The sequence below is a fragment of the Kaistia granuli DSM 23481 genome (genome assembly GCF_000380505.1).
Lineage (GTDB): Bacteria > Pseudomonadota > Alphaproteobacteria > Rhizobiales > Kaistiaceae > Kaistia > Kaistia granuli.
Genome location: NZ_AQYH01000018.1, coordinates 21,419 through 39,266, shown reverse-complemented (window position 1 = coordinate 39,266; position 17,848 = coordinate 21,419). Strand labels below are relative to the sequence as shown.

18 protein-coding genes and 1 tRNA gene are annotated in these 17,848 nt (G+C 65.4%); 5 read left to right on the top strand and 14 right to left on the bottom strand.

The window, feature by feature from the left end; genetic code table 11:
- Positions 1-2 precede the first annotated feature (2 nt).
- Positions 3-1,418, bottom strand: coding sequence for a magnesium transporter (gene mgtE, locus G342_RS0120030; protein ID WP_018184952.1), 1,416 nt, complete (start codon positions 1,416-1,418; stop codon positions 3-5).
- A 252-nt stretch (positions 1,419-1,670) separates the two neighbouring features.
- A tRNA-Leu gene (locus G342_RS0120025) sits at positions 1,671-1,755 on the bottom strand.
- Positions 1,756-1,976: 221 nt separating this feature from the next.
- On the opposite strand from G342_RS0120025, the gene lipB reads away from it, so the two are divergent.
- Positions 1,977-2,690 (top strand): lipoyl(octanoyl) transferase LipB, encoded by a 714-nt coding sequence (gene lipB / locus G342_RS0120020; RefSeq protein WP_018184951.1) that lies wholly within the window; start codon positions 1,977-1,979, stop codon positions 2,688-2,690.
- Positions 2,691-2,723: 33 nt separating this feature from the next.
- Here the strand turns inward: lipB and G342_RS24750 are convergent, their stop codons facing one another.
- Complete coding sequence (locus tag G342_RS24750; protein WP_018184950.1) at positions 2,724-3,005, bottom strand: acylphosphatase; 282 nt, start codon at positions 3,003-3,005, stop codon at positions 2,724-2,726.
- On the bottom strand, positions 3,005-3,676 hold the full coding sequence (locus G342_RS0120010; protein ID WP_018184949.1) for an HAD hydrolase-like protein: 672 nt from the start codon (positions 3,674-3,676) through the stop codon (positions 3,005-3,007). The genes G342_RS24750 and G342_RS0120010 overlap by 1 nt, the downstream gene beginning before the upstream one ends.
- A gap of 220 nt (positions 3,677-3,896) precedes the next feature.
- Between G342_RS0120010 and G342_RS0120005 the strand changes: the two genes are divergently transcribed.
- Complete coding sequence (locus G342_RS0120005) at positions 3,897-5,039, top strand: ceramide glucosyltransferase (protein WP_018184948.1); 1,143 nt, start codon at positions 3,897-3,899, stop codon at positions 5,037-5,039.
- 14 nt (positions 5,040-5,053) lie between these two features.
- Here the strand turns inward: G342_RS0120005 and G342_RS0120000 are convergent, their stop codons facing one another.
- A complete protein-coding gene (locus G342_RS0120000) occupies positions 5,054-7,069 on the bottom strand; it encodes an acetyl-CoA carboxylase biotin carboxylase subunit (RefSeq protein ID WP_018184947.1) in 2,016 nt (671 codons plus the stop codon).
- A gap of 185 nt (positions 7,070-7,254) precedes the next feature.
- Between G342_RS0120000 and folP the strand changes: the two genes are divergently transcribed.
- Genes folP through folK form a run of 3 tightly spaced genes read left to right on the top strand, consistent with a single transcriptional unit; the run spans position 7,255 to position 8,937 of the window.
- Positions 7,255-8,094 carry a dihydropteroate synthase gene (folP, locus tag G342_RS0119995; protein ID WP_018184946.1) on the top strand — a complete coding sequence of 280 codons (840 nt, stop codon included), beginning with the start codon at positions 7,255-7,257 and terminating at the stop codon, positions 8,092-8,094.
- Positions 8,091-8,462, top strand: coding sequence for a dihydroneopterin aldolase (gene folB, locus G342_RS0119990; RefSeq protein ID WP_018184945.1), 372 nt, complete (start codon positions 8,091-8,093; stop codon positions 8,460-8,462). Before folP ends, folB begins: the two co-directional genes overlap by 4 nt.
- On the top strand, positions 8,455-8,937 hold the full coding sequence (gene folK, locus G342_RS0119985; protein ID WP_018184944.1) for a 2-amino-4-hydroxy-6-hydroxymethyldihydropteridine diphosphokinase: 483 nt from the start codon (positions 8,455-8,457) through the stop codon (positions 8,935-8,937). Before folB ends, folK begins: the two co-directional genes overlap by 8 nt.
- Positions 8,938-9,009: 72 nt before the next feature.
- On the opposite strand, the gene G342_RS0119980 is transcribed toward folK, so the two are convergent.
- From G342_RS0119980 to G342_RS0119940, 9 genes are all read right to left on the bottom strand, one after another.
- The gene (locus G342_RS0119980; protein WP_018184943.1) at positions 9,010-10,542 is read right to left on the bottom strand and encodes an acyl-CoA carboxylase subunit beta; all 1,533 of its coding nucleotides are present in this window, start codon (positions 10,540-10,542) and stop codon (positions 9,010-9,012) included.
- 9 nt (positions 10,543-10,551) lie between these two features.
- A complete protein-coding gene (locus G342_RS0119975; RefSeq protein ID WP_018184942.1) occupies positions 10,552-11,283 on the bottom strand; it encodes an ATP12 family chaperone protein in 732 nt (243 codons plus the stop codon).
- A 91-nt stretch (positions 11,284-11,374) separates the two neighbouring features.
- Positions 11,375-12,379 carry an RluA family pseudouridine synthase gene (locus G342_RS0119970; RefSeq protein WP_018184941.1) on the bottom strand — a complete coding sequence of 335 codons (1,005 nt, stop codon included), beginning with the start codon at positions 12,377-12,379 and terminating at the stop codon, positions 11,375-11,377.
- A gap of 34 nt (positions 12,380-12,413) precedes the next feature.
- A complete protein-coding gene (gene crcB, locus G342_RS0119965) occupies positions 12,414-12,797 on the bottom strand; it encodes a fluoride efflux transporter CrcB (protein ID WP_018184940.1) in 384 nt (127 codons plus the stop codon).
- 333 nt (positions 12,798-13,130) lie between these two features.
- Positions 13,131-13,271, bottom strand: coding sequence for a hypothetical protein (locus tag G342_RS26320; RefSeq protein ID WP_018184939.1), 141 nt, complete (start codon positions 13,269-13,271; stop codon positions 13,131-13,133).
- Positions 13,272-13,344: 73 nt separating this feature from the next.
- Entirely contained in the window at positions 13,345-14,412 is a 1,068-nt protein-coding gene (locus G342_RS0119955) for a fatty acid desaturase (protein WP_018184938.1), read from the bottom strand.
- A gap of 70 nt (positions 14,413-14,482) precedes the next feature.
- The gene (locus G342_RS0119950) at positions 14,483-15,496 is read right to left on the bottom strand and encodes a 2-hydroxyacid dehydrogenase (RefSeq protein ID WP_018184937.1); all 1,014 of its coding nucleotides are present in this window, start codon (positions 15,494-15,496) and stop codon (positions 14,483-14,485) included.
- Between the two features lie 3 nt (positions 15,497-15,499).
- Positions 15,500-16,618 carry an AAA family ATPase gene (locus G342_RS0119945; protein WP_018184936.1) on the bottom strand — a complete coding sequence of 373 codons (1,119 nt, stop codon included), beginning with the start codon at positions 16,616-16,618 and terminating at the stop codon, positions 15,500-15,502.
- Positions 16,619-16,686: 68 nt separating this feature from the next.
- Positions 16,687-17,799, bottom strand: coding sequence for an S-(hydroxymethyl)glutathione dehydrogenase/class III alcohol dehydrogenase (locus G342_RS0119940; RefSeq protein WP_018184935.1), 1,113 nt, complete (start codon positions 17,797-17,799; stop codon positions 16,687-16,689).
- Positions 17,800-17,848: the final 49 nt, after the last annotated feature.

Sequence of the window (17,848 nt, the reverse complement as noted above, 5' to 3'; positions counted from 1 at the left end):
AACTAGTTCAGCCCGAACCAGAGGGCGGCGAAGCCGAGGAATGAGAAGAAGCCCACCACGTCGGTGATCGTCGTCACGAAGGAACTCGACGCGATGGCCGGATCGATCTTCAGCCGGTTGAGCGTCAGCGGGATCAGGATGCCGCCGAGCGCCGCGGCGATCAGGTTGATCACCATCGCCGCGGCGATGACGAAGCCGAGATCGAGAATGCCGAAGCGGTAGACGGCCATGGTGCCGACGATCGCGGCGAACAGGAAGCCGTTGAAGATACCGACCACGAGTTCACGGCCGATGACGCGCAGAACGTTGTGGGGGCCGAGTTCGCGCATAGCGATGGCGCGGACAGCCACCGTCATGGTCTGCGTACCAGCATTGCCGCCCTGGCTGGCGACGATCGGCATCAGCACGGCGAGCGCCACCATCTTCTGCAGCTGGTCCTCGAAGAGGCCGATGACGAACGACGCAAGCACGGCGGTGACGAGGTTGATGAAGAGCCAGGGAAACCGGCTCCTGGCGATCGACCACACCTTGTCGGAAACCTCTTCGTCGCCGACGCCGCCGAGGCGCTTGATGTCCTCGTCCGCCTCCTCCTGGATGACGTCGACGATGTCGTCGATGGTCAGGAGGCCAACCAGACGGTCCGACTCATCGACGACGGCGGCCGAGATCAGGTTGTAGCGCTGGAACATCCGCGCCGCTTCTTCCTGGTCGGCGGTGGCGCGCACCAGATGGCGCGCCTCACTGACGAGTTCGGCGATCTTCACCGGGCGCTTGGTGCGCAGAAGCCGGTTGAGCGACACCGTGCCGAGCAGGTGATAGCCCGGGTCGATGACGAAGACCTCGTGGAATTCCTCCGGCAGGTCCTGCGCCTCGCGCATGTAGTCGATCGTCTGTCCGACCGTCCAGAACGGCGGCACGGCGATGAACTCGGTCTGCATGCGCCGGCCGGCGCTGTCTTCCGGATAATCAAGGCCGCGCTTCAGCGCCAGCCGTTCGACCGACGGAATCTGGGCGAGAATCTCGTCCTGATCGGCCTTGTCGAGATCTTCCAGAATGTAGACGGCGTCGTCCGAATCCAGGTCGCGCATACCCTCGGCGACCGTCTCGGACGGCAGTTCCTCCAGAATCTCGACGCGTACCGCCTCGTCGAGCTCGGTCAGCGCCGTGAAGTCGAAGGAACCGCCGAGAAGCTGAATCAGGGCCGGACGCTGGTCGGGTTCGAGCGCCTCGAGGATGGCACCGACATCCGACTCGTGCAGATCCTCGGTCAGCGCCCGCGCGCGTTCCGCATCGCCGTTTTCGATCGACGCGCTCAGTGCATCGAGGAAAACAGAGGAAACGTTATCGTTCTCGTCGCGCAGCGGCGGAATGCCATCCGCCGGGCGATCGTCGCGTTCGATGGTCATCTCGTCCGACATGGCCCCTCAAGAACGCGTGCAGGAGATTTCAGGGAGGGTTTTGCGCGAGCTTTAGCGCTCAAGTTTGTTCGGGCAAAGGAAAAACGGTGGCGCCCGCGGCATTCTCGCCAGTGTTGCGATTTGGTCCGCTCCGCGTGAGCGAACCGAAGTCCATAGTGAACCAGGACCGGTCCATTTCCGTTCCAGCCTGACCCAGAAACAAAAACAGCGGCCCGAGGGCCGCCGTTTTGCGAGGATTTTTGCATTTGGGTTTGGTGCGGTCGAGAAGACTCGAACTTCCACGCCTTTCGGCACAGCGACCTCAACGCTGCGCGTCTACCAATTCCGCCACGACCGCGAAACCCAAGCCGGTGTGAACCGGCGCGAGGTGGGATGTAGCAAATGACCTTCGACGAAACAAGCGGCTTCGAACACTGTTTGAATTCATCCACAGGCAGCAGCGAAAGCCAAGCCCGCGCCGACAGGTGAAGAATGGCGGCCCTTGCGCTATGACCAGATCGACCGACATGAGAACCGACACCACAGAATGACCGGCCGCTGCCGGTCCAGAGCGACGCCATGACCCTCCGCGATGACCTCCATGCCTCCCTCCTGCCGAAAGATGGCAGCCCGCCCGTCGAGTGGGTGATCGAAGAGGCGCCCGTCGCCTATCCGGACGCGGTCGCTGAAATGGAGGCCCGGGTCGCGGCCATCGCTGCCGGAACGGCCGCCGAACGGATCTGGCTCGTCGAGCACCCGCCGCTCTACACGGCCGGCACCAGCGCCCAGGAAGAAGACCTGATCGCGCCGGACCGCTTTCCCGTGTTCCAGACCGGGCGCGGCGGCCAGTACACCTATCATGGCCCCGGCCAGCGCGTGGCCTATGTCATGCTTGACCTGAACCGGCGGCGGCAGGACCTTCGCCTGTTCGTGGCGACACTGGAACAATGGATCATCCAGACGCTGGATGGCTTCAACGTCCGCGGCGAACGGCGCGATGATCGCGTTGGCGTCTGGGTGCGCCGCCCCGACAAAGGCGTGGGTTCCGAAGACAAGATCGCGGCGATCGGCATTCGCGTCCGTCGCTGGGTGACGTTCCATGGCATCTCGATCAATGTCGAGCCGACGCTCGAGCATTTCGACGGCATCGTGCCCTGCGGCGTGCATGGCCACGGCGTCACCAGCCTGGCCGATCTCGGCCATATCTTCACCATGCCCGAAGTCGACGCGGTGATGCGCCGGGAATTCGAGACATTGTTCGGGACGACCAGTCTGCCGCCGCCCTCCCCCTGATGCGGCGAGAAGGCCGGCGGCGCTAGCTCAATTTCAGGCCGTGGGCAAAACCTGGAACGGGCCCGTCTCGGCCTCGCTACGCTCCTCGATATCGACCGCGTCTACCCGCGCCAGCCGCGGCCCTGCCGAGCAGGCCGCGAGCATCGCGTCGACAACCGTCGCCTCGCCGGAGAACACCGCCTCCACGGCACCGTCACGGCGGTTGCGGACCCAGCCGGACAAGCCCCGCGCCACCGCCTCATCCGCCGCCCAGGCCCGGTATCCGACGCCCTGAACGCGGCCAGAAATCCTCGCATGGACGGTGCGGACACCCATCAAACCTCTCCGCGCAGCAGCCTCAGCACCGTCGGCGCGAGTTCGGCGACATGCGGCACAATCGCGTCGGGTGGAAACGTCTCGAACTCCTCCACCGTACCATAGCCCCAGCCGACCGCCGCGACCTTGATGCGGTTTGCTCGTGCGCCCTCGATGTCGTAGCGACGATCGCCAATCATCACGCACCGATCCGGGTCGATCGCCTCGACCTCAAGGATATGGGCGACGAGATCGTTCTTCTCGGCCAGGCGACCATCCAACTCGGAGCCGTGCACTGTCGTGAAGAACGGCGTCAGCTCGAAATGGTCGAGGATGCGCTCGCAGAAGACGCGCGGCTTGGAACTGGCGAGGAACATCTGGACCCCAGCCGCCTGAAGGCTGCCGAGGGCTTCGGGAATGCCTTCAAAAAGGACATTCTCGAACAGCCCGACGCTGCCGAAGCGCTCGCGGTAATGGCCAAGCGCCTGCTTCGCCAGGACCGTGTCGCCATCGAGCAGGGCCGCGAATGTGCCTTCAAGCGGCGGACCGATGGCGGCGCGCAACGCCGGCTCGTCCAGCGCAGGCTGACCGAGTTGCTCCAGCGCATGGAGGATCGAGGCGCTGATGCCCAGATAGGGGTCGGTGAGTGTCCCGTCGAGATCGACGAGCGCCGTCAGTTTGGCAACAGTCATGGATCAGTGCAGTCCGTGATGGGTTCGGGATCGACGAGGCCCGACTTGCGCGCTTCGGGCCGGAGCGTCAAGCGCCAAGGCCCACCTTCATCAGAACGTCATGCAGCTGCGCGAGGAGGGTCGCAACGGCGCGGCACGAATCGCAGTGCCCTCCGTCGCAAGAGGGAGCCGATATCGCCTTGCCAGCCTCCACAGCCCGCCCGAGCTATCCGGTTTCGCCATGAGCAGCGGTATCCTGCTCGCCCAGATCTTCTGCCTCGTCGCGCTACTCGTCCATCTCGCCAGCATCGCCCTGGTGACGCTGCGCGGAGGCCGGGGGCAAGCCGGCGATGCCAGGCCGCACGGACGGCCGCGGATCACCATCCTTCGGCCCGTCTGCGGCATCGAGCACGCCATCGAGCGAACGCTCCGCTCCGGCTTCACCCTCGATTACCCGAACTATGAACTCGTCTTCTGCGCGGCCAGCCGCTCGGATCCGGTCCTCCCGGTCATCCGCCGCCTGATAGCGGCGCATCCCTCGGTACCGGCCCGGCTGCTCGTCGGCGACGACCGGATCAGCATCAATCCGAAGCTCAACAATCTCGCCAAGGGCTGGATCGCGGCGCGGCACGAATGGATCGTCATGGCCGACAGCAATGTGCTGATGCCGCCGGACTATCTCGACCGCATGCTCGAACGCTGGGATGGCGAGAGCGGACTGGTCTGCTCGCCGCCGCTTGGCAGCGAGCCGGACAATCTCGGCGCCGAATTCGAATGCGCCTATCTGAACACCTACCAGGCACGCTGGCAGCTGGCGGCCGATGCCGTCGGCCAGGGCTTCGCGCAGGGAAAATCGATGCTCTGGCGGCGGGAGAACCTCGACCGGCATGGCGGCATCGCGGCGCTCGCCGCCGATCCGGCCGAGGATGCGGCCGCCACCAAGGCGATCCGGGCCAATAGCCAGCGCGTCCGTCTGGTCCGGCAGCCCTTCACGCAGCCGCTCGGCGCCCGCGCCCTGCAGGCGGTCTGGCACAGGCAGTTGCGCTGGGCCCGGCTGCGGCGCGTCACCTTCCCGGCCCTGTTCGGCATAGAACTGTTCCTGGGTGGCCTGTTGCCGATCGGGCTCGCGACGCTGCTGGCCGTGACCGATTCCGTGCCCGGTTGGGTCCCGCCCGCGCTCGCCATCGTCTGGTACGGCGCCGAGGCATGGATGGCGAAGCGCCTCGGCTGGCATTGCTCGCGTTGGTCGCCGCTCGCCTGGCTGCTGCGCGATTTGTCGCTGCCCGTCCTCTGGATCGCGGCGGTGAGCGGCAGCGGGTTCGAGTGGCGGGGCAATCAGATGAACGTCAAGAACGACAGCCTGCTGGCCGCCGAAGGCGACTGAGCAGCCACCTCAGATCAGGCGAACTCCATAATGATAGCGTCGACCGCGAGGCTGTCGCCCTGCTTGGCGGCAATGCGCTGCACGGTCAGGTCCCGTTCGGCGCGCAGGACGTTCTCCATCTTCATCGCCTCGACGATCGCCAGCGTTTCGCCGGCCTTGACCTCCTGCCCTTCCTCGACCGCAACCGAGACGACCAGGCCCGGCATTGGGCAAAGGAGGAACTTCGAAGTGTCAGCCGGCTTCTTCTCGGGCATCAGCCTATGGAGCGCGGCGATGCGGGGCGTCATGACCCGCGCCACGACATCGATGCCGCGATAGAGCAGCCGCGTTCCAGACAGCGCCGGCCGCACCTGCACGGTAAAGGCCTCGTCGTCGAAGGCGCCTTCCCAGACCGGATCGCCGGGCACCCAGTGCGACAGGACGGCGATCGGCTGATCGGCCCCCGGCAGCAGGATTTCGACCGCGGTCGGCATCGCAGCCATGCCGCCGGGGCTGGCGAGCTCCACCGTGGTACCGCCGATCGCCACCACCCAGTTCTCGCGCCAGTTGCCCGAATGCGGCCCAAGGCGGCCGGACAACCGGTCAAGCCTGTCCTTGCGCAGGATCTCCATCGTCAGCGCCACGGCGGCCAGGCGCGCCAGCGTTGCAGAATCCGGCGCAACCCCTTGGAATCCGTCGGGGAATTCCTCGGCGATAAAGCCTGTCGACAACCGCCCCTCGCGCCAGCGCGGATGCGCCATCAACGCGGACAGGAACGGGACATTGTGCTGGATGCCCTCGACGACAAAGTCATCCAGCGCCACGCTCATGGCGTCGATCGCCTCGGCCCGGGTCGGCGCATGGGTGCAGAGCTTGGCGATCATCGGGTCGTAGAACATCGAGATTTCGGATCCCTCGACGACGCCCGTATCGTTGCGAACGGTGATGTCGTCGCGAACGGCTTCCGCCGGCGGCCGATAGCGCGTCAGTCGGCCGATCGAGGGCAGGAAGCTGCGATAGGGATCCTCGGCATAGATGCGGCTCTCGACCGCCCAGCCCTCAAGCTTGACCTCGTCCTGGGCGATCGCGAGCCGCTCACCAGCGGCGACCCGGATCATCTGCTCGACCAGGTCGATGCCGGTCACAAGTTCCGTGACCGGATGCTCAACCTGCAGGCGCGTGTTCATCTCAAGGAAAAAGAAGCTCTTGTCCTGGCCGGCGACGAACTCGACCGTTCCGGCCGAATCGTAGCCAACGGCCTTGGCCAGCGCGACCGCCTGCTCGCCCATGGCGCGGCGCGTCTTGGCGTCGAGCAAGGGTGACGGCGCCTCCTCGATGACCTTCTGATTGCGCCGCTGGATCGAGCATTCGCGCTCGCCGAGATAGATGGCATTGCCGTGCTTATCGGCGAGAAGCTGGATCTCGATATGGCGCGGATTGACGATGAACTTCTCGATGAAGACCCGATCGTCGCCGAAGGAGGAGCGCGCCTCGGAACGGGAGAGCCGGAAGCCCTCGCGCGCCTCGGCATCGGAATGGGCGATCCGCATGCCCTTGCCGCCGCCGCCGGCCGAGGCCTTGATCATGACGGGATAGCCGATCTGGCGGGCGATCTGGACCGCCTCGTCCTCGCTCTCGATGATGCCGAGATGACCGGGCACCGTCGAAACATTGGCAGCTGCCGCGACCTTCTTCGAGGCAATCTTGTCGCCCATCGCCTCGATCGCCTTGGCGTTCGGACCGATGAAGACGAGGCCGTTGGCGACGAGCGCCTCGGCGAAGGCGGCGCGTTCCGACAGGAAGCCATAGCCGGGATGGATCGCGTCGGCGCCCGTCTGCTTGGCGGCGGCGATGATCTTGTCGATCAGCAGATAGGACTGGGCCGCCTGGGCCGGTCCGATATGCACGGCCTCGTCGGCCATCTCGACATGCAGGGCATCCCGATCAGCATCGGAGAATACCGCCACGGTCCCGATCCCCAGTCGCCGCGCCGTCTTGATGATGCGGCAGGCAATCTCGCCGCGATTGGCGATCAGGATCTTGTCAAACATGGAGGCTCCTCGGCAGAAATTGCCTTTCTGGACAAATGCTTTCTAAGCCGTCTGTCCGGAAGCGGCAATCATGACACGGCGGAACGTCCGACAATCCGTTGACAGCCCAACATGTTTGGGTGCTGTAACAGCGGCGCGGCCATGCGGGCCGCCGGAATCGACAAAGACAAAGCCGCGAGTTCGTGATGGCGCCAGCCGTTCCCATCGACATTGATCACCTCGACCGCCGGACCAGCGGCCGCAGCCTGATCATGGGCATCCTCAATGTGACGCCTGACAGCTTCTCGGATGGCGGCGACCATGCCGAGGGCGAGGCGGCGACCGGCCATGCCGAACTCCTCCTCGCCGAGGGTGCAGACATCATCGACATCGGCGGCGAATCGACCCGGCCGGGAGCCGCCGAAGTTGACGCCCCAACCGAAGCCGCGCGCGTCATTCCCGCGATCCGGGCGGTCGCCCAGCGCACCAGCGCCTTGATCTCTGTCGATACCTACAAGGCCGCCGTCGCCGACCAGGCGCTTGCCGCCGGAGCCCATATCGTCAACGACGTCTGGGGGCTGCAGCGCGAGCCGGAAATCGCCCGCGTCGCGGGGGCGCATGGCGCCGCTGTCGTCGTCAGCCATTGGGAGCGCGAGACCTATTCGCCACCGACCATCCTCGACGCCATGAAGCGCTTCTTCGACCGCTCGATCGGGCTGGCGCGCGCGGCCAATATTCCCGATCACCGCATCGTCCTCGATCCGGGCATCGGCTTCGGCAAGGGCATGACCGAGAACCTCCTGATTCTCGATCGCCTCGACGAGATCGTCGCGCTCGGTTTCCCCGTGCTGCTCGGCGTCTCGCGCAAACGCTTCATCGGCGAGATCACCGGCAGGGAGCCCAAGCAGCGTCTCGCCGGCACTCTCGCCACCAATGTCCTGGCGGCGGCGAAAGGCGTCTCGACCTTCCGCGTCCACGACGTCGCCGCCCATCGCGACGCCCTCGCCGTCACCGATGCCATCCTCTCGAGCCGCGAACGACCATGACCGACCGCATCTTCATCAACGATCTCCGCTTCTTCGGCTTTCACGGCGTGCTGCCAGAAGAGGCCGTGCTCGGCCAGCGCTTTCGGGTCGACCTCATCGCGGAGCTCGATCTCTCCGAGGCCGGTCGGACTGACGATCTGGAAAAGACCGTCCACTACGGCGAGATCGCCATGCTGGTGGAGGAGATCGGCAAGACGCATCGCTACAAGCTGATCGAGGCGCTGGCAGAAGCGATGGCGAAAGCCGTCTTCGAGGCCTATCCGCCGATCGACCGGCTGACGATCCGCATCACCAAACCGGAAGCGCCAGTGCAACTCGCGACGGGCGTCATCGCCATCGAGATCGAGCGGGAGCGCGTGCGTGACTGAAGCTTACCTCGGCCTCGGCAGCAATCTGGGAGATCGCGCCGCGACGCTGCGCGCCGCGATCGCCGCGCTCGATGCATCGTCCGGCGTCCGCGTGACGCGCATTTCGTCGCTCTATGAAACGCCGCCCTGGGGACCGGTGCCGCAGGGCCCATACCTCAACGCCTGCATCGGCGTCGAGACCACGCTCGCGCCGCGCCAATTGCTCGACCTCGGTCTCGCCATCGAGCGCGACCATGGCCGCGAGCGCGCCGTGCGGTGGGGACCGCGGACGCTCGACATCGACTTGCTGCTCTTTGGCGACACCAGCCTCGACGAGGACGGCCTGATCGTGCCGCATCCCCGCATGGCGGAACGCGCCTTCGTGCTCGTGCCGCTCGCCGAAATCGCGCCGGAACTAACCGTCGGCGGTGAAGCGATCGCCAGCCACCTCGTCGGCCTCGACGTGTCCGACATCGCGAAGATCGGCCCAATCTAGCTCGCCCTGATGGCCAGCGATCGCGGCGTGCCCCCCGAGACGCAGGCTTGAAGCACTAACCCCATCCTGCCCTTACAGCGGGATGTTGTCGTGCTTCTTCCACGGGTTCGTTAGCGCCTTGTTGCGCAGGAGCCTGAGGCCACGGGCGATCCGCCGGCGCGTCGAGTGCGGCATGATCACTTCGTCGATATATCCGCGCTCCGCCGCGACGAAGGGGGAAAGGAACCGGTCCTCATATTCCTTCGTCCGGGCGGCAAGGCCGTCCGCATCGCCGTTCTCGGCGCGGAAGATGATCTCGACGGCGCCCTTGGCGCCCATCACGGCGATCTGCGCCGATGGCCAGGCATAGTTGAGGTCACCGCGCAGGTGCTTCGACGCCATGACGTCGTAGGCGCCGCCATAGGCCTTGCGGGTGATCACCGTGATCTTCGGCACCGTCGCCTCGCCATAGGCGAAGAGCAGCTTGGCGCCGTGCTTGATCAGCCCGCCATATTCCTGCGCCGTGCCCGGCAGGAAACCCGGCACATCGACGAAGGTGACGATCGGAATGGAAAAGGCGTCGCAGAAGCGGACGAAGCGCGCCGCCTTGCGCGAGGCGTCGCTGTCGAGCACACCGGCCAGCACCATCGGCTGATTGGCGACGAAGCCGACGGTACGCCCCTCGATGCGGCCGAAGCCAATGACGATGTTTTTGGCGAAGGCGGCCTGGATCTCGAAGAAATCGCCCTCGTCGACCGTCTTGAGGATCAATTCCTTGATGTCGTAGGGCTTGTTCGGATTGTCCGGGACCAGCGTATCGAGCGACATCTCGATACGGTCCGGCGCATCATAGCTGTCGATCTCCGGCAGTTCGCCGCCATTGTTGAGCGGCAGCAGGTCGATCAGGCGACGCATCTCGAGCAGCGTCTCGACATCATTGTCGTAAGCGCCGTCGGCGATCGACGAGCGCGTGGTGTGGATCGAAGCGCCGCCGAGCTCTTCCGCCGTCACGGTCTCGTTGGTCACCGTCTTCACCACATCCGGGCCGGTGACGAACATGTAGCTCGAGTCACGGACCATGAAGATGAAGTCGGTCATGGCCGGCGAATAGACGTCGCCGCCGGCGCAGGGCCCCATGATGACGGAGATCTGCGGGATGACACCGGACGCCAGCACGTTGCGCTGGAACACTTCGCCATAGCCGCCGAGCGCCGCCACGCCCTCCTGGATGCGGGCGCCGCCGGCGTCGAACAGGCCGATGATCGGCGCACGATTCTTCAGCGCCATGTCCTGGATCTTCATGATCTTGCCGGCATGCGCTTCCGACAGCGAGCCGCCGAAGACGGTGAAGTCCTTGGCGAAGACGAAGACGGTGCGGCCGTTGATCGTGCCCCAGCCGGTGACGACGCCGTCACCGGGGATCTTGGTCTTCTGCATGCCGAAATCGGTACCCCGATGTTCGACATACATGTCGAATTCCTCGAACGATCCCTCATCGAGCAGAACCTCGAGGCGCTCCCGCGCCGTCAGCTTCGCCTTCGCGTGCTGCGCCGCGATCCGCTTCTCGCCACCGCCGAGACGGGCCTCGGCCCGCCGCTTCTCGAGTTCCGCCAGGATGTGCTTCAAGGCTATCTCCTATGCCCGAGCCGCCAGAACCAGCGAGGCTGCCTGCATTTCGGCCCAGCGCCCTGCCCGTCGCACGCTGGCTTCCTCGTCCTCGCCCCAGAGGGCGATCTGATAGTCCTCGTCGACATGCGCCGCCGCCCATGCCTCCTCGGGCGAAAGCTGCCGATGCAGGACCGCGATGGCGAGGATAGCCGATCCCGTCAGCGCCGTGATGGTGTTGAGAGCGGCAAGGCGCAGCGCGTCGAGATCGCCGATGGCGGCGTCGACCGCTTCGATCGTCTCCGGAAACTGCGTCACATGGACGATGCCTTCGGCCAGCACAAAGCGCGCCTGGAAACGATCCTGCATCCACGCAATCACCGGCGACCACCGCTCCTCCTGGAGCGCGACCAGCTTCTCGGGACCGTCCGCGCGATAGCAGAGGAGATCAGTGCCGGCATAGCGCAGGACCTCGGCACGGGTCGCCTCCGGCTCGCGCGCGACGCCGTCGAGCGCGGAATTGGCGAGACGGGTCAGCGGCATGGACGCCGGATTGATGACGTCCTTCTGGCCGGCCCATTCGGCGGCGATCGCGGCGGCAATCGACTCGTTTGGCACGGCCAGGACCGCCTTCGACGGCGTCCGGACGGCGCGGCCGTCGAGCTGGATCACATAGCCATTGTCGGTGCCTGAGATCGTCACGCTCTCATAGAAGCGCTTCGGCAGTTTCGGGGCGTCGAGTTTTTCGGGAGCTGTCGTCATGTCCGTCTTCTGATCGTGCCGGCTGGCGCCGTCGCTTCAACCCTGGCCGGGCCGGCCGCCGCAATCCGGCGACGGCCCGGCGTCGCCGGGATCATTCGTCGTCGTCGCTGCCTGCGTCGCCGAGATCCTTGTCGAAACCGAGAAGGTTCCAGCTCTGCACCATGTGCGGCGGCAATGGCGCCGTGATGTCGAGAATGCCGCTGCCGGACGGATGCGGAATGATGATCCGCCGCGCGTGCAGATGCAGCTTGTTCTGAATGCCGCCCGGAAAATCCCAGTTGATGTCGGCTTCGAAGTATTTCGGGTCACCGATGATGGGATGGCCGATATGGGCGGCATGCGCGCGCAGCTGGTGCGTACGGCCCGTCACCGGGCGCATGGTCAGCCAGGACAGGTTCTGGCCGGCATTGTCGACGACCGAGAACAGCGTCACCGCATGGCTGGCATCGTCCTCGCCATGGCGCGCGACCTTCATCTTGTCACCCGACGGGCCGCCGTCGCGGGCAAGCCAGGTCGAGATGCGCCCCTGCATCGGTCGCGGAACGCCCTTCACCAGCGCCCAGTAGATCTTCTTGGTGGCGCGCGCGCGGAAGCTCGCCGAGAGCTTCGATGCCGCGAGCCGGGTCTTGGCGACGACGAGCACGCCGGTCGTCTCGCGATCGAGACGGTGCACCAGGCGCGGCTTCTGGTCCTTGGTATCGCGCAGGGCTTCCAGCATGCCGTCGACATGCGTCGTCAGGCCGGAGCCACCCTGGACGGCGAGACCCTGCGGCTTGTTGAAGACATAGACGTGGTCGTCCTCGTAGAGGCACATCGCCATCAGCGCGTCGGCGGCGCTGCCGCGCGCGCCAAGCGGGCGGGCGACATGCGGGCTGCCGCCGGCGGAGTCGACGCCGAGAGGCGGAATGCGAACCACCTGGCCGGGATTGACGCGATCATTGGTCTTGGCGCGGCCGCCATCGACGCGAACCTGGCCAGAACGCAGCAGCTTCTGAAGATGGCCGAACGACAGGCCCGGATAGTGATCCTTGAACCAGCGGTCGAGGCGCATGCCGGCCTCGTCGGGGCCTACGGTAATGTTGACGATGGTCGCCATGGATAAGTCCTTCTCTTGAAGGCGCCTCATATCATCAGGCGAGCGTCCTGACGAGCAAAAGCCCGGCAAAGAGCGCGAGAACCGAAACAATCAGCGACGCCAGGGCATAAAACGTCGCGCTTCCCGTCTCGCCGCGTTCCAGCAGCAGGACGACGTCGAGCGAGAAAGTCGAGAAGGTGGTGAAGCCACCGAGCACGCCGGTGGTCAGAAACAGGCGCGCGTGCTGGGTCCAGTGCGCGCCATCGCGAAAGGCGAAGTAGCCGGCGAGCAGCCCCATGATCAGCGAACCGACAACGTTGACGGTCAGCGTCCCCCAGGGAAAGTTCGTGCCGAACAGACGGGCGGCCGCCAGATTGACGCCGTGCCGAAGAACACCGCCAAAGCCCGCGCCGACAAAGACGAGACATACCGGAAGCATGGATTCTCCTCTGGGCCTGTCGCCCACTCAATCGAGGTCCAGCGGAAAACAACGGCATCGCGGAAGGCTGGACGGCCCCCCGCCACGCGCCCGAAGGCAGCTTGGCAGGGGGCATCAGCCGATCGTGGCGGTTCAGATCCGAAGGACCTTGGGAGACTCCATTCCCGGAACGGAAATTATGCCCGCGGCGGCCAGAATGCAAACAACAGAACAGGTCCGGACGCCTGCGGGCAACAGGCTCCGGATGCTCATGGCGGCCAGCGGATGGCGGCGCCGAACGATGATGCGATTGCCGGCCCGGACCGCCGCAGTGTCAGCCCGGCCGGCAATCCCTTAGCCCTTCTTGCCCTTGCCCGGCGCGCCGAGCGTCGCCTTGGTCACCTGGGTGGAGAAGGTCGTCGCCAAGGCCGGCGCTTCCTTCACCTTCTTGGGCTTCTTCGCCTCCTTGTTGCTGCGCATCTGACCTTTGGCCATGGATATTCTCCTCAGGAGGTCACGCCAGATCCTCGGCGCCCGGCAGAAGCCGTCATGGCCCAGTCCCGCCCGATCAGGCGGTCTCGACCGCGAGCGGCAAGGAAGCCGCCTGCCAGCGTCTCATCGCCTTGAACGGCACGAGTTGCTGGCGGCCTTCATCCCATAGTACCAGCGGAACCGACCGAAGGCTCTGGCCAAGTGTAATGCGGCCGACCTGCGTCAGTTCGGGATGCTGCCGGAGCACTTCCGGCAGGCGGTAGTAGGGAATGCGACTGCAGAGATGATGGACGTGATGCACGCCGATATTGGCGGTCATCCAGCGCAGCACGCCGGGAAGATCGTAGTAGGAGCTGCCATGCAGCGCCGCCTCCTGATGCGTCCAATTCGGAGGACGGGCCCAGAAGGTCTCCTCGAACTGATGCTGGATGTAGAACAGCCAGACACCGAGTGACGCAGCAACAACGGCGATCGGCAGGTGGACCATCAGGAACGGCCCGACGCCGACCAGCCAGATCAGCACGCCCGCGAGCAGTGCGATGCCAAGATTGGTGCCCATGGCGCTCAGCCAGGGTTGCCATCCCTCCCGCATCAGACCAACAGGCAACCTGTGCTGCAGCAGGAAGAGATAAGCCGGTCCGACAACGAACAGCGTGATCGGATTGCGGTACACGCGATAGCCGAGCCGGCCCCAGAAGCCACGGGCACGGTATTCCTCGACCGTCAGCGTCGTGATGTCGCCAATGCCGCGCAGTTCCAGATTACCGTGGGTGGCATGGTGGATCGCATGGCTCCGGCGCCAGTAGTCATGCGGTGTCAGCGTCGCCACGCCGATGACGCGGCCGACCCAGTCATTGACGTCGCGTCGGCGGAAGAACGCGCCATGGCTGCAATCGTGCTGAATCATGAACAACCGCACCAGAAAGCCGCCGGCCGGAATTGCGAGGACCAGCGCCAACCACCAATAGCCAAACTGCACCAGCGCCCACATCGCCACCCAGAGCGCGACGAGCGGCAGAATGGTAATCAGGATTTCCACGACACTGCGCGTCTCGTTCGGCTCGCGGAACCGGCCAAGGATCTTCGGCCAGCCTCGCGCGTCCGAGGCGCGGTCGGATAAATGCACATCGTTTTTGTGGGTCATGGGCGGCGATCCTACACGAGAACCGCCCGTGACCCGCCATGGTTTATTTTCAACCGGGGGGCTTGTTCCGCTAGGCGGCGCGCACGCTTTCCGCCGCGACAACGTTTTCAAGGGCATCGCCAGCTTCCGCCGCGGCGATATTCCGCAGCGTCGTGTCGCTGATCGCCCGCAAGGCATCGCCGGTAAAGAAGGCCTGATGACCGGTCACCAGCACATTGGGGAAGGTGAGCAGTCGCTGGAACACGTCATCCTGGATGATCTCGTTGGAGAGATCCTCGAAGAACAGGTCCGCTTCCTGCTCGTAGACGTCGAGCGCGACGCCGCCGACCTTGCCGCTCTTCAGACCCTCGACCAGCGCCTCGGCGTCGATCAAGGCTCCCCGGCTGGTGTTGACGAGAAGGAAGCCGGGTTTCGCCCTTTCGATCGTGGCAGCGTTGACGAGATGATGCGTCGCCGGCGTCAGCGGGCAATGCAGTGTCAGGATGTCGGCGGCAGCCATAACGTCGTCGAGCGCACCGAATTCGACGCCGATGTCGACCAGCGCGGGATCCTGCCACTGGTCGAAGGCCAGCACCCGGCAGCCGAAGCCGAGCTTGAAGCATCGCGCCACCAGGCCGCCGATCCGGCCCGTGCCGACGACGCCGACCGTCTTGCCGAAAAGATCATGACCGATCAGGCCGTCGAGCGCGAAATTGTTGTCCCGCACCCGTGCCCAGGCGCGTGGGATGCGGCGATCAAGCGCCAGCAGCAGCGCGACGGTGAACTCGGCCACGGCGTGCGGCGAATAGGCCGGCACGCGCACCACGTCGATGCCGAGTTCGCCGGCCGCGACCAGATCGACATTGTTGAAGCCGGCACAGCGCAACGCCACCAGGCTCGTTCCGCTGGCGGCGAGATGCGCGAGCAGATCACGGTCGAGCCTGTCATTGACGAATACGCAGACGGCTGGAAAACCGTCCGCTAGCGGCGCTGTCGAGATGTCGAGCTTCGGCTCGAAGAAGACGAGATCGTGACCGAAAGCGCTATTCGCCTCGGCAAGATATTGCCGGTCGTACGGCTTGGTACTGAAGACGGCGACCCGCATGGGCTACTCCTGTTCGGCAAATTCCCCGAAGAGCTTCAGCCCCTCGATCCATGTTGCGCCCTGCTGCTTGACGACGACGCGTGGCGCGACGCCGGCCTCGATCTCCAGCGCCGCGGCGAGCGCTTCGGAATGGGTCACCACCCAGACCTGCGTTCGTTCCGCCGCCCGCGCGATCAGCCTCGCCAGTGGCAGCGTCAAATCGGGATGCAGGCTTGTCTCCGGCTCGTTCAGCGCGATGAAGGCGGGCAGACGATATCCCGAGAGCGCTGCCACCAGGCAGAGGAAATGCAGCGTGCCGTCGGATAGTTCATGCACGCCGAGCGGACGCGGCAGATCGGGGAATTTGAGCCCGATGGAGACCGTGCCCTTGCCGAACTCGGTGACCAGGGAAGCGCCTGGAAAGGCATCCTCGATCGCCGCCTCGATATCGGGCGCCTCGCCGCGGATCTCGAGAACCGTGGCGAGCGCCGCCGCTAGGTCATAGCCGTCCGACGCCAATGTCGGCGTCGTAATGGCCAGCGCCGGCTGGCGGATCGGCGAAGCCTTGTCGGTGCGGAAATCGTGATAGAAGCGCCAGTCGAGCAGCGCCCGGCGCACGAGGTCCAGTTCGGTGAACCGGCCCTGGTCGCGAAAGCCGGAGAGCGCCGTCTCGGACGGGATCAGCGCCTCTTCATAGGATTGCCTGCGACCATCCTCGTCGCGCAGCCAGGCGCTCGGCCCCTGCCGCTTCATCAGTGTCAGGGCTTCGCCACGAGTTCGATGGACCAGTTCCTCGGACTTGACCATTGGTTCGGTGGCGGTGAGCGCCGCCTCGTCGATCGGCGCCGGCAGGCCGATCTCGATCGAATAGGCATAGTCGCCGAATTCGGCGCCGAGCTTCAGCCGCACGGGCCCTTTCGCGCGAGGGCCCGCCCAGAGGACAGATTCGAATCCGCCCTCCTCCGCGATTTCCCGGGTGATCGCGCCGCGCGCGGCCGCCGCCAGCAATTCCAGCGATCGGTAAAGATTGGTCTTGCCGACACCGTTCTTGCCGACGAGGACGGTCAGCCGCTCCACCGGCACCTGGATGCGCCGGATCGAACGATAGAGCTCGGCCGAAACGGACGTCAGGCGAAGGGGCACGGCTCCTCCGGGCAAAGGTGAGGAAGTGGCTCGGGCAGATGGCCGAGGCCACCTGCCCGAAGCTGCGATCAGAACGTGACGACGCTACGGATCGACTTGCCTTCGTGCATCAGGTCGAAGGCGGTGTTGATCTCGTCGAGCGGCATGGTGTGGGTGATCAGGTCGTCGATGTTGATCTTGCCGTCCATGTACCAGTCGACGATCTTCGGGACGTCGGTTCGACCGCGCGCGCCGCCGAAGGCCGAGCCCTTCCAGACGCGACCGGTGACGAGCTGGAACGGGCGGGTCGAGATCTCGGTGCCAGAAGGCGCCACACCGATGATGATCGATTCACCCCAGCCACGATGGCAGCATTCCAGCGCCTGGCGCATGGTGTGGACGTTGCCGATGCACTCGAACGAGAAGTCCGCGCCGCCGCCGGTCAGGTCGACGATCGCCTCGACGACCTTGTCGCGGCCGACCTCGTCCGGATTGACGAAATGCGTCATGCCGAACTTCTTGGCCATGGCGACCTTGGACGGGTTGAGATCAACGCCGATGATCTTGTCGGCGCCGACCATGCGGGCGCCCTGGATGACGTTCAGGCCGATGCCGCCGAGGCCGAACACCACGACGTTCGCGCCCGGCCAGACCTTGGCCGTGTGGATCACCGCGCCGATGCCGGTCGTCACGCCGCAGCCGATGTAGCAGATCTTGTCGAACGGCGCGTCCTCGCGGACCTTGGCGACGGCGATCTCCGGCAGGACGGTGAAGTTCGAGAAGGTCGACGTACCCATGTAGTGGAACACGGTCTCGCCGTCGCAGCGGAAGCGCGAGGTCGAATCGGGCATCAGGCCCTGGCCCTGCGTCGAGCGGATGGCCGTGCAGAGGTTGGAGCGCTGCGACAGGCAGGTTTTGCACTGGCGGCATTCCGGCGTGTAGAGCGGAATGACGTGGTCGCCGGGGCGCACGGAGGTGACGCCGGCGCCAACCTCGCGGACGATGCCCGCGCCCTCATGGCCGAGGATCGCCGGAAACTTGCCCTCCGAATCGAGGCCGGAAAGCGTGTAGGCGTCGGTATGGCAAACACCCGTCGCCATGATCTCGACCAGCACTTCGCCGGCGCGAGGGCCTTCGAGATGGATCGTCTCGATCGTCAGCGGCTTGTTGGCTTCCCAGGCGACGGCGGCACGGGTCTGCATCGGATGGCTCCTCGCGAATTCTCTTCGGTCAAACGGTGCCGACGCGATG

What these genes read in the sequence shown, in the direction of transcription:
- mgtE (WP_018184952.1), bottom strand. Translation starts at nt 1,418, where the DNA reads ATGTCGGACGAGATGACCATCGAACGCGACGATCGCCCGGCGGATGGC.
- lipB (WP_018184951.1), top strand. Translation starts at nt 1,977, where the DNA reads ATGACCCTCCGCGATGACCTCCATGCCTCCCTCCTGCCGAAAGATGGC.
- G342_RS24750 (WP_018184950.1), bottom strand. Translation starts at nt 3,005, where the DNA reads ATGGGTGTCCGCACCGTCCATGCGAGGATTTCTGGCCGCGTTCAGGGC.
- G342_RS0120010 (WP_018184949.1), bottom strand. Translation starts at nt 3,676, where the DNA reads ATGACTGTTGCCAAACTGACGGCGCTCGTCGATCTCGACGGGACACTC.
- G342_RS0120005 (WP_018184948.1), top strand. Translation starts at nt 3,897, where the DNA reads ATGAGCAGCGGTATCCTGCTCGCCCAGATCTTCTGCCTCGTCGCGCTA.
- G342_RS0120000 (WP_018184947.1), bottom strand. Translation starts at nt 7,069, where the DNA reads ATGTTTGACAAGATCCTGATCGCCAATCGCGGCGAGATTGCCTGCCGC.
- folP (WP_018184946.1), top strand. Translation starts at nt 7,255, where the DNA reads ATGGCGCCAGCCGTTCCCATCGACATTGATCACCTCGACCGCCGGACC.
- folB (WP_018184945.1), top strand. Translation starts at nt 8,091, where the DNA reads ATGACCGACCGCATCTTCATCAACGATCTCCGCTTCTTCGGCTTTCAC.
- G342_RS0119975 (WP_018184942.1), bottom strand. Translation starts at nt 11,283, where the DNA reads ATGACGACAGCTCCCGAAAAACTCGACGCCCCGAAACTGCCGAAGCGC.
- G342_RS0119970 (WP_018184941.1), bottom strand. Translation starts at nt 12,379, where the DNA reads ATGGCGACCATCGTCAACATTACCGTAGGCCCCGACGAGGCCGGCATG.
- crcB (WP_018184940.1), bottom strand. Translation starts at nt 12,797, where the DNA reads ATGCTTCCGGTATGTCTCGTCTTTGTCGGCGCGGGCTTTGGCGGTGTT.
- G342_RS26320 (WP_018184939.1), bottom strand. Translation starts at nt 13,271, where the DNA reads ATGGCCAAAGGTCAGATGCGCAGCAACAAGGAGGCGAAGAAGCCCAAG.
- G342_RS0119955 (WP_018184938.1), bottom strand. Translation starts at nt 14,412, where the DNA reads ATGACCCACAAAAACGATGTGCATTTATCCGACCGCGCCTCGGACGCG.
- G342_RS0119950 (WP_018184937.1), bottom strand. Translation starts at nt 15,496, where the DNA reads ATGCGGGTCGCCGTCTTCAGTACCAAGCCGTACGACCGGCAATATCTT.
- G342_RS0119940 (WP_018184935.1), bottom strand. Translation starts at nt 17,799, where the DNA reads ATGCAGACCCGTGCCGCCGTCGCCTGGGAAGCCAACAAGCCGCTGACG.